A 13978-nucleotide genomic window follows, 5' to 3' on the forward strand; every position below is an offset into this window, starting at 1 on the left:
ACGCCGGGCGCGCAACACCGTGGAGGGGCCCACCGTTGTGCTGCTTCGTCGCCGTCCACCCGTGGGAGACGATTCGATTCGATGGGAGAGGGTGGCTGCGGGCCGGGTGAGGGTTATGGCGACTCGAGTGCGGAAACGAGCCGCAGATGGACGGGGGTTCCTTGGTTAAGGAGTCCTTAAACGCGTGAAGGATTGGGACACGATGGCGATATCCAAGGTGGGTCAGGGCACACTGCCGTAGTGGTGGCGCGACGCCTGCGGCCTGTCGCGCGGAGGCGTGGTGGAGGTGCGCCCCCTTCGCGACGGCCTCAACAGCATCGTCCTGACACCGAAGCCTCCCGAGAGGCGGGGGGCGGTCGGGTTGCTCGGACAGTTCGCCCGTTGCCCGAAGCCCATGGACCCACCGGAGCGTCATCCCCTGCCCTTTTCAGGATCAGATCCGGGGGCGCGGGCGTGTGGGAGGGTTCCCGGCGCAGGGGTGAATCCTGATTAGCAGTCCGGTTCCGGAATGGCGTCCATAGTGGCTGCGGGGTTCGCTCGGGCCCGTTCACGCTGGACGAAGCGGATGACGCCAAGGGTTCCAAGGGCCAGGGCGGCGAAGTGGTACCCGGACAGCGGACCGAGGATGCGCGGCGTGTCCCGGACGAACTCGTGGAGGAACCGGAAGGTGCCGTAGGCGATCAGGTATCCGTGAAAGAGCTGTCCGGGACGCCAGCGGATCCTGTGCAGCCATAGGATCACGGACAGGGCAACGAGCTGGAATGCCAGTTCGGCGGGCACCGCCGGCCAGCGCGGCACGCCGTGGGGATCGGGCAAGGCGTACCAGGACGGCGGGCATGGACGTCCGAGGCAGCACCCATGAAGCCAGCAGCCGATGCGTCCCAGGGTCAGGCCGACGGGGGTCACCAGGGCGAAGGCGTCGCCGGTGGGGGCGCGGTAATCGAGGAGCTTTTTGGCGGCCTCGACCCCGAGGTAACCGAAGACGAGTCCGCCCAGAATCGACTTTCCGACCGCCAGTCGCCACCCGGCATCGGGCCGGTGCCAGTCGATCCAGCCTTCGGCGAGGAGGTACACCACCTTCGCGCCCAGCAGCGCGCCCAGCATGGCCGCGAAGTAGATCGGCAGCAGGCGCGGGTCACGACGGAACCTCCCGCACCAGAGGGCGGCTCCGACCACGATGCCGGCCAGCAGCAGGCCGCCATAGGCGCCCGGTTCCATCATCAGGTCCGGGAGTCGGGAAAGCCCGAGTAATACCGGCAGAACGAGTCGAGCCGGCCGTCCGGGCGGATGACGTGCGTGCAGCAGCGGTCGATGCGGTCCTGGTCCCAGGTCCGGGCGTCCATGAAGGGTTTGATGAAGAGGCGGAAGGTGTGCCGGACGTCGAGTTCGAACTGACGGAGCAGGGCGCCCAGCGGTTCGGAATCGCATCCGCACCGGGCGAGATCCTCGAGGCGGTACCGGACTCGGTCGCGGAGGAAATCCTGGAGTCTCGTGAAATCCACGAACTCGCTGACCGACCGGACGGCGCCATCGACACGGAGTAGGTATCCGATGGTGGCGCAGTTGGGATCGCCGCACGGCAGAGGGGTGAAGTCTTCCACACGCAGCGACCCGCTGGCCTGGTCCACGAGGTCGAGGATGATGTCGGACGGGGTGATGGGTCCGTCCTCCGGGGCAGCCGGGAGGCGCCCGCCCAGGAACCGCGGCTGGAAGCTGACACCCCGGACGCAGTCCCGGCGCAGTCCGAACTGGACGGCGGCCCAGAGGGAGGCGCGGTTGGCGGGAACGACGGTCATGGCGAGGGTGACCCCCAGGCCGAGGCGCGCGCACTGGTCAAGGCAGGCTTCCCGTGCGGCCCGGAGATCGGCGCCGCGCAATTCGACCTGGCCTGCCTCGTCGGGGCCATCGAACTGCAGGTACAACTGGAACCGGCCGGGCCGGAGTGTGCGCGCGAGGCGATCCGCGAAGTCCGGCTCACGGGCGAGGCGAAGTCCGTTGGTGTTGAGAAGCACCACGTCGATGCCGGGGTGGTTCATTGTCCAGTCCAGCAGTTCGAGGAACCGCGGGTGAAGCGTGGGTTCGCCGCCCGAGAGTTGGAGAATCTCGATACGGCCCTTTCGATCGATGACCCCCTGGATGCGCCGGCACAGTTCCTCGAGCGGGGGTGCGTCCACGCGGACGCCCGTGCCCACGGGCGAGTCCGCGTAGCAGGTCGGGCAGGCCAGGTTGCAGGAATGGACCACTTCGATCAGGGCCAGGCAGGTGGAGAGCTTCTCGCAGTCGGCGGCCGCCGGCCCGGTCCCGTTGCGGCCGAGCGAACCCGCCCGCGTTCCGTCGCTCGACCGGCAGGCGCCGGCGTCGCAACCGCAATCGCCCTGGGCGTCCGCCCCGCGCGACAGCCAGTGGAACCGGGCGTCGCGGGCAATGCGGAACGACGCCTCGCCATGGACCGGGCAGGTCCGTCGCAGGTGGATCTCGCCGTGGCCCGGGCCGCGACGCACGACCTCACCGGGCACCGGCAGGAGGCAGGTCGGACAGCGGCTGAGGGTCCGTTTGAGGACGGTTTCCTCGTGGAGTGACCGCAGGCCGATCGGGGTGTTCATGCGAGGATTGCGGCGCACCCGGCGAAGCATGTGGCGAGGCAGACGACAACGGCGACCAGCATGAACAGGAACGTCACGATCACCCGTGTCGCCGTGGTTCCGCCGATCCTGGCGCCCCAGCGGAATCCGAGGAAGCCACCGACGAGAAGTGAGGCGACCGGGGCGATGATCAGCGTCCAGGCGAGGTGGGAGCTTGAGGAGGGGCCCTGGTTCCGGGCGACGGCCGCGATCAACATGGTCAGCAGCGCGGGAAGAAAGATCAGCAGCCAGGTGAGGTCCTGTCGGGATGTCGGACGAGGCTGGGGAACCGGGGGCGGGGCGGATTCGGGGTCCATGGCGCGGCCCTGTCGTATCACCGATGCCGGCCGGGCCGTCCATCGATCTTTTTTGGAGGTTCCCCCCGCAGATCGATGCGGTGATCCGTTGGGGGGTGGCCGGATGCGGTACGGGTACGGGGGAGGCAGGAGGCGGATGCCGTGGGGAGGGTGATGGGCTCCGGTCGGTTTGCGCTTCGCGGTGCGTGACGGTCGCCCTAGCCTTGGGCATGCGTTGTCCTTTCTGGAGCGGGTGGGCGCGAGGATGGATTCCGGGGCTCGCGCTGCTGGCGGTGTCGATGAGCAGCGGCGCGGCGGCGGAGGCGCGGTTGCTGCGGTTTCCCGCCATCCACGGCGACCGGGTGGCCTTCGGGTATGCCGGGGATCTTTACCTGGTCTCGGCGCAGGGCGGGGTGGCGCGTCGGATCACCAGCGATCCGGACAGTTACGAGATGTTCCCGCGGTTCTCGCCGGACGGCCGGCATCTGGCGTTCACGGGCCAGTATGATGGCAACACCGAGGTGTATGTAGTGCCGGCGGAAGGGGGGGAACCGCGTCGGTTGACCTACACGGCGACGCTGGACCGGGACGACGTGTCGGACCGGATGGGGCCGAACAACATCGTGCTGGGCTGGCGGGACAACAGCACGGTGATCTACCGGTCGCGCGGGCGCCAATGGAACGCGTTCAAGGGGCACCTGATGCTGGCGCGGCTGGAGGGTGGCGAGTCGGACATGCTGCCGCTGCCGCGGGGCGGCTGGGCAAGTTTCTCGCCCGACGGCCGGCAACTGGCCTACAACCGGATCTTCCGGGAGTTTCGCACCTGGAAACGGTACCGGGGCGGGCAGGCGGACGATCTCTGGCTGTACGATTTCGCGACGCGCGCGACCACGCGGCTGACCGACGATCCGGCGCAGGACAATTTCCCGATGTGGCATGGGAACCGGATCTATTTCGTGTCCGAGCGCGATGCGAACGGGCAGGCGAACCTGTTCGTGCGGGACATGGAAACGGGCGCGGTGAGGCAGGTGACGCGGTTCACGGAGTTCGCGGTCAAGTTTCCTTCGCTGGGGGACAAGGCGATCGTTTTCGAGAACGGGGGTTGCCTGTACCGGTTCGACCTGGAATCGGAGGAGGCGGTGCGGATTCCGGTGGAGATTCGCGAGGACCTGGCGATCGGACGGGGCGGGCGGCGGGATGTCAGCCGGGAGACGACCTCCTACGACCTCGCGCCGGACGGGGCGCGGGCCTTGATCGGGGCGCGGGGCGATGTGTTCACGGTGCCGTCCCAGAAGGGGCCGACCCGCAACCTGACCGGCACGCCGGGCGTGCACGAGCGGGATGCGGTGTGGTCGCCGGACGGGCGCTGGATTGCGTACGTCAGCGATGCCAGCGGGGAGGATGAGATCTGGATCCGGAGTCAGGACGGGCTCGACCAGCCGCGCCAGATCACCACCGGGGGCGACACGTACAAGTACGGTCCGGCATGGTCGCCGGACGGGAAGCGGCTTGCCTGGACTGACAAGAAGAACCGGCTGCAGATCGTCGAGGTGGCGACGGAGCAGGTCACGCTGGTGGAGCAGTCGGAGGTCTGGGAGATCCCCGAATTCGACTGGTCCCCGGACAGCCGGTGGATCGCCTACGTCCGGCCGGAACCGAGGCGGTTTCCGACCTTGCAGCTTTACGGGCTGGACGAGAAGCGGACGGTGCCGGCGACGGACGGGTGGTTCAACGTGGGGCAGCCGGTGTTCAGCCGGGATGGCAAGTACCTGTTCTTCGTTTCGAGGCGGTCGTTCCAGCCGACCTACGGTTCGACCGAGTGGAACCACACCTACTCCGACATGGACCGGATCTACCTGGTCACGCTGGCGGCGGACACGCCTTCGCCGTTCGCACCGAAGAGCGACGAGGTGAAGCCGAATGCCGAACCGGACGCCACGACGGGCAGCGCTTCGCCGGGGATCGGCACGATCAGCGAACTGCTGGGCGATCCACTGTTCCGGGAGGTGGTGGCGGCCTTGTCCAGGACTCCAGCCGACGCGGCGGCGGCCACGACGGGCGGGACGGAATCGGGATCGGGATCCGGGAAGGAGGGGGCGGGTGGGGGCGGGACCAACCGGGCGGACAAGGTCACGGTGAGGGTGGATGCCGACGGGCTGGTGCAGCGGATCGCGGTGCTGCCGCCGTCGGCCTCGAGTTACCGGGCCCTGACTTCGGTGGGGAGCCGGCTGTACTACGTGCGGAAGGGGACGCTGTTTGTGTTCGACCTGGAGAAGGAGAAGGAGACCGAGATTGGGGAGGTGTCGGGGTACCGGGTTTCGGCGGACGGGAAGAAGATGCTGGTGAGGACCGGTTCGAGCTTTGCCATCGTGGACACGCCGACGGGCCGGCTGGACACCAAGGACAAGACGCTGTCGTTGTCGGGACTGGAGGTGACGCTCGACCGGCAGGCGGAATGGCGGCAGATCTTCAACGAGTGCTGGCGGCAGATGCGGGACTTTTTCTACGCGCCGAACCTGCACGAGGTGGACTGGCCGGCCATGCGGCAGCGGTACGCGCCGTTGCTCGAGCATGTGCGGCATCGGGCGGACCTGACGTATGTGATCGGGGAGATGATTGGCGAACTGAACGCCGGGCACGCCTACGTGGGCGGCGGCGACTTTCCCAGGCCCGGGCGGATTCCGCAGGGGCTGCTGGGCGCCGTTCTGCGGCGCGACGACAGCGGGTATCCGCGGATCGAACGGATCCTGCCCGGTCACAACTGGGATCCGCGTTACCGGAGTCCGCTGACGGAGATCGGCGTGGGGGCGAAGGCGGGGGACTACATCGTGGCCATCGACGGCCGGTCCACGCGGGCCATGCCGGATCTGCACGCGGCCCTGGTGGGGCGGGCGGGGCGGCAGGTGGCGTTGCGATTGAATGCGGAACCTCGGGAGGAGGGGGCGCGTGACGTGACGGTGGTGCCGACCGACAACGAGCAGCCGCTCTATTACCTGGAGTGGGTCCTGGGCAACATCGGGAAGGTCGACCAGGCGACCGGGGGCCGGGTGGGGTACATCCACATCCCCGACATGGGGGTTCCCGGGCTGAACGAATTCGCGAAGTTCTACTACGCCCAGTTGCACAAGGAGGCGTTGATCGTGGATGTGCGGGGGAACGGGGGCGGGAATGTCTCGCCCCAGATCATGGAGCGGCTCCGGCGCGAGCCGGTGTTCTGGACGGTGGCCCGCAACGGCGCCGTGAACGTCGATCCCACCGGGCAGGTGCTGGGTCCGAAGGTCCTCCTGCTCGATCCGTTTTCGGCCAGTGACGGCGACATCGTGGCGTACCGGTTCCGGCAGCACGGATTGGGACCGATCGTCGGTCAGCGGTCATGGGGCGGGGTGGTGGGGATTCGGGGGACCCTGCCGCTGCTGGACGGCGGGTATCTCAATCGACCCGAGTTCAGCCGGTTCGATCTCGCCGCACAGGAGTGGGTGATGGAAGGGGTTGGCGTCGAGCCTGACATCGAGGTGGACAACGACCCGGCGCGCGAGTTCGACGGGATCGACGACCAGCTCGACCGGGCCATCGCGGAGATCCGTGAGGCGATGGAACGGCAGCCGGTGCGCATCCCCTCGCCGCCGCCGTACCCGGACAAGCGACGTTGATGGGGGTGGGTCGTTCTGCGAGGCGGCGCAACTTTAGTCGTGTGTGCTTGTTGAAGCCTGTGGCACAGTCCCCCGCCCTCGCATGGCACTCCGCTCGGTCAAAGATGTTTTCGCCGCCGCCGGCATGGTGGCGGGTACCGCCCAGTTCGAGACGCTGACGCGCGCGTGGCGGACGTCGAGGGACGGGGGCGGGACGGAGAGCCTGGTGACGTTTCTGGGGCGGGAGGCGGGATTCTCGGAGGATCAGACCCTGCAGAAGCTGGCGGAGGCGATGGGCTGGCCGTACCTGGACCTGCCGCGTCTGCCGCCCAGCGTCGAGGCACAGAAGCGGGTCTCGACCAAGGTGGCTTTCCAGTACGTCGTTTTTCCCACCCGGCATGAAGGCGGCGTTCTGCAACTGGCGGTGAGCGATCCGTTCGATGCGGCGATGCTCAACGCGGTGCAGTTCGATGCGCGTTGCCCGGTGGAACTGGGGCTGGCGCCGCGGGCGGAGATCGAGAAGGCCCTCAAACGGTACTACGGGGTGGGCGCCGAGACGCTTGATGGGATGGCCGAGGACGAGGCCATCGACCTCGATGTCAGCGGCGACCGCGAGATCACCGAGGGCGACCAGGACGCCAGCGTCATCAAGTTCGTCAACCAGATCATCTGGGAGGCGTACAAGGACCGGGCGACGGACATTCATTTCGAGCCGGCGGAGGACGAGTTGCGGATCCGGTATCGGATCGACGGGATTCTGCACCAGACACCGATGCCGCCGCAGTTGAAGCGGTTTCAGGCGGCGCTGATCTCGCGCATCAAGGTGATGAGCGGGATGAACATCTCCGAGAAGCGGCTGCCGCAGGACGGTCGGATCAATGTCCGGATCAAGGGCGAGGAACTGGACATCCGGGTGTCCACGGTGCCGACGGTCTGGGGGGAGAGCGTGTCGCTGCGGTTGCTGACCCGGGGGAAGATCTTCCTGACGCTGGAGAAGCTGGGGTACGCGCCGGCCGACGAGTCGGCGTTGCGGGAGTTGATCATCAAGCCGCACGGGATCGTGCTGGTGACGGGCCCGACCGGTTCCGGCAAGTCCACTTCGCTGTACGCCTTCCTGAGCAGCATCAACTCGGTGCACAAGCGGATCATCACGATCGAGGAGCCCGTGGAGTACGAGTTGAAGGGGATCAATCAGATCGCGGTGCGGCCGGAGATCGGGCTCACCTTCGCCATGGGCCTCCGGCACATCCTGCGACAGGACCCGAACGTGGTGATGGTGGGCGAGATCCGGGATCTCGAGACCGCCGAGATTGCGATCCGGGCGGCGCTGACGGGGCATCTGGTGTTCAGCACGCTCCACACCAACGACGCCCCGAGCGCCTTCACGCGATTGATCGACATGGGCATCGAGCCGTTCCTGGTGGCGTCGTCGGTCGAGGCGGTGCTGGCGCAACGGCTGGTGCGTACCATCTGCCGGCACTGCAAGGTGGAGCAGCAGGTGGACCCGGGGTATCTGCGGAGGATCGGCTTTCCCGAGGCGGAGATCGGCACCGCGCGGTTCTGGAAGGGGGCCGGTTGCGAGGAGTGCCGCGACCTGGGGTACCAGGGTCGGATGGGGATCTACGAGTTGCTGGTGGTGAGTGAGGCGGTGCGGCCCCTGATCATGAATCGTTCGCCGGCCTCGACCATTGCGCAGAAGGCCATCGAGGCCGGGATGCGCACGCTGCGGACCGACGGCTGGAACAAGGTCCGGGCGGGTCAGACCACCATCGAAGAGGTGTTGCGGGTGACGCAGACCGAGGAGCATCTGGGGGCGCTGATGGACGACAGCCGCGTTTGAACGCCCGAAGGAATCCGACATGGCCCGAGCCCCACGCAAATCCCGCATCCATGGCTGCAATGTCCTGGTGGACCTGGCCGGGCGGACCCGGTGGTGGAGCTTCGCCGGTTCGGAGGCGCGACCGGCGGGGAGCTTCGAACAGGCGGTGGACCAGCCGCTGCCGGCGCGGGCCGTGGGCAAGGGTTGGAGCCAGTTGATCCGGCCGCGGCTGAACATCGCGTGGCTGCACGAGTCGCCGGTGTTCGTGCAACTGGTGCATCTGCCGACCGACGACCCGGCCGAGGTGCCGGCGATGCTCGAACTGCAGATCGAGAAGCTGTCGCCGATGCCGGTCGGGCAGGTGGTGTGGAGTCACGAGGTGCTGCCGCAGCGGGGACCCGCCGGGCTGCCGGTGCTGTTGCTGGTGGCCGAGCGGGACGGCGTGGAATCCCTGCTCAGCCGGCTTGAGGGGCGGGGATTCCTGGTGGACCGGATCGAGACACCGCTTCTGACCCTGCTGGCGCGGACGACATTTCCGCGGGACGGAGCCTATGTGTTTCTGTTTCGCCTGGGGGAACGGCCGGTGTGTCTGGCGGGGTGGGTGGCCGAGGGGGCGTTGCGGGTGCTGAACCGGGTGAACTTCACGGACGACGACCGGTGGGCGAAGCAGGTGTCGGAGGAATTGCATCGGCTGGCCTGGGCGGGCGAACTCGAGGGCTGGGCGGGTCCGTTTCGGGAGGCGCACCTGGTCGCGGACGAGGGGACGCTGGGCGAGTGGCGGGAGCCCATCGAGCGGGCGTTGGGGATGACGGTGCATGGGATTCCCTCGCCGGGGGACGCGGTGCTGGCGGGTTTCTGTGCGGGACGGGCGGCGAAGGGCCAGGGGCAGGGGAACCTGTTGCCGTCCGAATTTGCGGCCCGGTACCGGCAGCAGCAGACCGACCGGTTGTGGATGGGGGGTCTGGGCGCGGTGTTCGGGGCGTACCTGGTGGCGGTGCTGCTTTATTTCGGGGCCGTCGAGGTGCAGAAGTTCCGCTACGAAAAACTGGCGCAGGAGGTGGCGTCGGTGAGTGCCGGGTTCACCAACACGCTCCGGATCCGGGCGCAGGCGCAGGTGCTGCAGGAGACGGTCAATCTCCGGTTTGCCGCGCTGGACTGCTGGCTGGCCACCGTCGAGTCGATGCCGGAGGAACTGGCACTGGAGAGCCTGGCGTTTTCGGGAGGGCAATCGGTGGTGATCAGCGGGAATGCCCCGGTGGATCAGGAGCCGCGCATCACCGAGTTCTGGGCGGCGCTGCGGCGCAAGGTGGTGGGGAACACCAATCTGTTCAGCGAAGTTCAACTGCGGCCCACCGTGGTCCGTTCGGTGCGGGGCCAGCAGCAGATTCAATGGAGTTTTCATTGCCGGCTGCAGCGGCAGGAGATCTGACCGGATGTTGCGCTTTTTCGACCGCCTCAACCTGACGCCGTCCGAGCGCCGCCTCGTGGTCGGCATTGCGGCAATCGCCTTCGTGGTGCTGAACTACTGGCTGGTCTGGCCGCGGTTTGGCGATTTCCGGGAGATCACCGAGCGCATGGAGGACACGGCGACCAAGGGTGAGATGTACCAGCGCGAGATCGCGCGCCGCCCGGTGTACGAGGCCATGCTGGCCAAGCTCCAGGCCAGCGGTTCGGCGCTGCCGGTGGGGGAGGAACGGATCCAGTTTCGCAGCGAGATGGAGCGCCTGGCCCGCGAGGTCGGCCTGATGGTGCCGCGATGGAGCGACGTGCAGCCGGAGCGCGGGGGGACCACCAACGCCTTCTTCGAGGCGATTGCCCTGACCATGACCCAGGTGACGGGCACCGAAGCCCAGTTTGTCGAGTTCCTGTACCGGGTGGGAAGCAGCAGTTCGACCATCCGGGTGAAGGATCTAACCCTTGCCCCGGGATCGTTTGATGCGCGGTCCCAGGGGAACACCAACCTGGTCGGCACCATCCGCCTGGTGGCCAGTGTTCAAAAGGCCTCGGCCACAGGCCCTGTCACGGCCACCCCGTCCCCTGCCGCAACCGGGGTGCCCGCGGCGAATCCTCCGGGCGCGACCGCTGCGAATGCGGCGCCAGGGTCACCCCATCCCCGTACCAACACCATCCCCTCGCCGGTTCGAACCGTGGGGCGCACCAATTTGCCCAGTGGATCCTGAAGCGATGAACGTTTTCCGTCTCCCGCCCCCCTACGGGCGCTGCCAGCGATGAACTCCCCTGATCGAACCGACCCGAGGCGTCTCGGGATTGCCCCCTGGCTGACGCTGGCGGCAATCCTGGCGGGCGTCGTTCCCTCGAGCGCCCAAACCCCGCCGCCCATCCGGCAGACACCAGTGCAGATTCGACCGGTGGCTCCGGCCGCACCCAGTCCAGGCCGGCCACCGGGCCAGCCGGGGGTTGGAGTGCCCGGGGCGCCCGGCGCCCCTGGAACGCCTGGGGCGGCGGTGGAACCGGGCGGAGAGCCGAGCATGACCCCGGAGGAGGCGGCGCAGCTCGCCGACGATGATCTGGTCACGCTGAACCTGCCCAACGCGCCCCTCGAGAGCGCACTGGATCTGTACGCCGCCCTGGTGCGCCGGGTGCTCCTGCGGCCCCCCCAACTGGCGGGCGGACCGATCAACCTGCGGTTCGAGGACCTGACCCGGGAGGAGGCCATCGAGGCCATGAACGCCGTGCTGGCGCTGAACGCGATCTCGGTGATCCCGGTGGGCGAGAAGTTCGTGAAGGTCGTCCCCAGCCAGCAGGCGGTCCAGGAAGGGGCGCTGGCGAGCGATCTTCCCCACGAGGCCTTTTCGGAACTGGGTCAGTTCACGACCAAGATGATCCGGGTATCGGAGATCAAACCCGGCGATATCGCCCAGGCGGTGCAGCAGTTCGCCTCGGGCAAGATCCAGAATCCGGTGCTCGTCTTCGACGACCAGAACTTCTTCATCCTCCGCGACATGGCCGCCAACGTGAAACGGATGGCGGAGCTGATCGAGGAACTCGATGTCACGCCCGAGCTGGACTACAAGCTCGAGGTCATCCCGATCCGCTACGGCCGCGTCGAGGAAATCTATGAGACCCTCAATAGCGTGGTCACCGGCGCGGCCTCCGGTGGCGGGGCTGCTGCACGGGCGAGCGGATTCCGTTCCGGTGCCACCGGCACGCCGGTCGGTGGTGCTGGGGTCGGCGGGGTGACGCCCCAGCAGGCGCTGACTGGCGCGGCTCGGACCGGGGCGGCGATGACCTCGCCGGGAGCGGCTCGGACCTCCTTCGCCGACCGGCTCCGGCAGGCGAGCAGCGCGGCCGTGGGCGGCGGCGGGGCGCAGTACAGTCTGCTGGCCGATGCGCGGATCATCCCCAACCTCCGGGCCAATTCGCTGATCGTCTATGCCGGCCGGGAGGACTTCAAAATGCTGACCAACATCGTGGCCAAGATCGACACGCTGCTGGCCCAGGTGTTGATCGAGTCGATCATCCTCGAAGTTGGACTCGAGAAGGGCCGGGACTTCGGGGTCAGCATGGTGCAGCAACCCCAACAGTTCGGAGGCTGGAGCACGGCGGGTGGCTCGATCAACAACGCCAGCATCGCGACGAACCTGTTCGGGTCGATGTTCCCGAGCGGCTTCAGCTATTTCGGGCAGTACAAGGACGACTTTGCCCTGGCGGTGACGGCGCTGGCGACCGATTCCAATGCCAAGGTGCTGGCCCGTCCGCGGATCCAGACCACGCACGCCCAGCAGGCCACGTTCGAGATCGGTGACACCGTCCCGTACCCCCAGAGTTCCTCGCCTTACTACGGGGGCGGCATCGGCGGCGGTTCCTTTGCGCCGTACACGACCTACCAGGAGAAGAAGGTCACCACCAAACTCGATGTGGTGCCCTACATCACACCCGACGGACTGGTGACCCTCGAGGTCACCCAGACCATCGACCAGCTCGGGCCGCCCACCCAGATTGGGAACGACCAGATCCCGACCATCCGGACGCGAAGCGCCGCGGCGGTGCTTTCCGTGCGCGACCGTGAGCCAGTGATCTTGGGCGGATTCATTACCGACCGCAGCACCGAGGGCGTGAGCGGCGTGCCATGGTTGAAGGACATCCCGATTCTCGGCTGGGCCTTCCGGAGCAAGAACAACTTTCAACAGCGCACCGAACTCATCGTGCTGATTCGCCCGACCATCCTCCAGACCCCGCAACAGGCCTCCGAGCTCGCCGAACTCGAAGGCCGGTCGCTGCCCAACGCTGCGGCCGCCGTCCGGGATTTCCAGAAGAAGGAGGCCGAGATGGCCGAACGCCTCGGCATCCAGCCCGGCAGCACCAATGCTCCCACGCTCGATCCCAATCCGGACCGACGCACCCGCCGACAGATCCGTCGCGGACAGTAGTCCGGCGGAGTCCTGATTCATCTGCAAGCCGCCATGAAACTGACCTGGAAGGACCACGAGGAAATCGCCTGGGCCCTAATCGACAAGTTCCCGGATCTGGACCCGTTGAAGCTGAGTTTCCCGAAGCTCCACCGGATGGTGCTGGAATTGGAAGGATTCGAGGATGCGCCCGATGCCTCGAACGAGAAGATCCTGGAGAACATCCAGATGGCCTGGTACGAGGAGAAGAAGTAGGCCTCTTATGAAGCAGATCATTCGACCCGCCCGCGCCGCCGCCCCTGTGGGGCCGTATCACCACGCTGTGCGCGCCGGCGACCTTCTCTTTTGTTCCGGCCAGATCCCGCTGGATCCGGCCACCGGCCAATTGGTCGAGGGCGGCATTCGGGCCCAGACCGAGCGGGTGCTCGAAAACATCAAGCTGATCCTTGACGATCAGGGCCTGAGCTTCGGCCATGTGGTGAAATGCACCGTGTTTCTCACAGACCTGGCTGATTTCGCCGCCATGAACGAGGTGTACGGCCGCTATTTCACCGGGGATTACCCGGCCCGTTCGACCCTCCAGGTGGCGGCATTGCCGCGCGGCGCCGCGGTCGAGATCGAAGTGGTCGCCACGTACACGCTCTGATCCGCTGGACGCCGGACTTGCGTGCCCCGCGCATCCCTTCTCTGGATCCATACCACGGGTCTTTGCGCCCCAGACGCGGAGCCTTACCCCACCGCATCGACCCGCAGATCGCGCAGCACAGTCAACCCCGGGATCGGAGCGCCTCGAATGTTGCGTGCGCCGTTCCTGCGCCGCCTGCCGAATTTGTCCCGGTGCTGTTCCCACATCCGGTCCACGAACTCCTTCGATCCCAGGAACACCCCGTCGGTCATGTGCCGGATCCGCAACCGCAGGATCTGGCCCAGCGGCAGTTGACCGCCCCGCGCCAGTTCCGCCCGGATCGCCTCCGGGTCCAGCACCCGCTTGTCGCTCCGCCCTGACGTCCCGCCAATCACGTAAAGCGCCAGGCGATATTCTGCTGACGCCGCGCTCCAGTCGGTTGCACCCAGAAACCCCATGATTCCGCGGCGGATGACCTTGTCGCCGGTGAGGGCGGCGGCGTAGCCGCAGAAGCGGTAGTCCTTGGGATCGTTGACCAGTCCGGCGCGGACGGGATTGAGGTCGATGTAGGCGGCGATGGCGCGGAGGGTGCTGGGACAGTCCTCCACCAGGACACTG

At 67.3% G+C, this 13978-nt stretch carries 11 protein-coding genes; 7 read left to right on the forward strand and 4 right to left on the reverse strand.

Annotated elements, in window-relative coordinates:
- Positions 1-489 precede the first annotated feature (489 nt).
- From KF833_22540 to KF833_22550, 3 genes are read right to left on the reverse strand one after another with little or no spacing between them, the layout of a single operon-like run.
- Positions 490-1218 (reverse strand): prolipoprotein diacylglyceryl transferase, encoded by a 729-nt coding sequence (locus KF833_22540; GenBank protein ID MBX3748096.1) that lies wholly within the window; start codon positions 1216-1218, stop codon positions 490-492.
- 2 nt (positions 1219-1220) lie between these two features.
- Complete coding sequence (locus KF833_22545) at positions 1221-2603, reverse strand: radical SAM protein (GenBank protein MBX3748097.1); 1383 nt, start codon at positions 2601-2603, stop codon at positions 1221-1223.
- Entirely contained in the window at positions 2600-2938 is a 339-nt protein-coding gene (locus KF833_22550; protein ID MBX3748098.1) for a hypothetical protein, read from the reverse strand. The genes KF833_22545 and KF833_22550 overlap by 4 nt, the downstream gene beginning before the upstream one ends.
- 209 nt (positions 2939-3147) lie before the next feature.
- On the opposite strand from KF833_22550, the gene KF833_22555 reads away from it, so the two are divergent.
- The 7 genes from KF833_22555 (at position 3148) to KF833_22585 (ending at position 13381) form a co-directional block, all read left to right on the forward strand.
- Positions 3148-6567: a PD40 domain-containing protein gene (locus KF833_22555; GenBank protein ID MBX3748099.1), complete on the forward strand. Its 3420-nt coding sequence runs from the start codon at positions 3148-3150 to the stop codon at positions 6565-6567.
- Positions 6568-6691: 124 nt separating this feature from the next.
- On the forward strand, positions 6692-8386 hold the full coding sequence (locus KF833_22560; GenBank protein ID MBX3748100.1) for a type II/IV secretion system protein: 1695 nt from the start codon (positions 6692-6694) through the stop codon (positions 8384-8386).
- 19 nt (positions 8387-8405) lie between these two features.
- Positions 8406-9794 (forward strand): hypothetical protein, encoded by a 1389-nt coding sequence (locus tag KF833_22565; GenBank protein ID MBX3748101.1) that lies wholly within the window; start codon positions 8406-8408, stop codon positions 9792-9794.
- Positions 9795-9798: 4 nt separating this feature from the next.
- Positions 9799-10545, forward strand: coding sequence for a hypothetical protein (locus tag KF833_22570; GenBank protein ID MBX3748102.1), 747 nt, complete (start codon positions 9799-9801; stop codon positions 10543-10545).
- 48 nt (positions 10546-10593) lie between these two features.
- Positions 10594-12756, forward strand: a complete 2163-nt coding sequence (locus tag KF833_22575) for a hypothetical protein (protein ID MBX3748103.1) — start codon at positions 10594-10596, stop codon at positions 12754-12756.
- Between the two features lie 33 nt (positions 12757-12789).
- Complete coding sequence (gene iscX / locus KF833_22580; protein MBX3748104.1) at positions 12790-12990, forward strand: Fe-S cluster assembly protein IscX; 201 nt, start codon at positions 12790-12792, stop codon at positions 12988-12990.
- Positions 12991-12997: 7 nt separating this feature from the next.
- Positions 12998-13381: a RidA family protein gene (locus KF833_22585; protein ID MBX3748105.1), complete on the forward strand. Its 384-nt coding sequence runs from the start codon at positions 12998-13000 to the stop codon at positions 13379-13381.
- 83 nt (positions 13382-13464) lie between these two features.
- Here KF833_22585 and KF833_22590 read toward each other — a convergent pair.
- Positions 13465-13978: transposase (locus tag KF833_22590; GenBank protein ID MBX3748106.1), on the reverse strand; the 514-nt coding region annotated here is incomplete at its 5' end.

Source organism: Verrucomicrobiia bacterium (assembly GCA_019634625.1).
In the GTDB taxonomy this organism is placed as follows: Bacteria; Verrucomicrobiota; Verrucomicrobiia; order Limisphaerales; family CAIMTB01; genus CAIMTB01.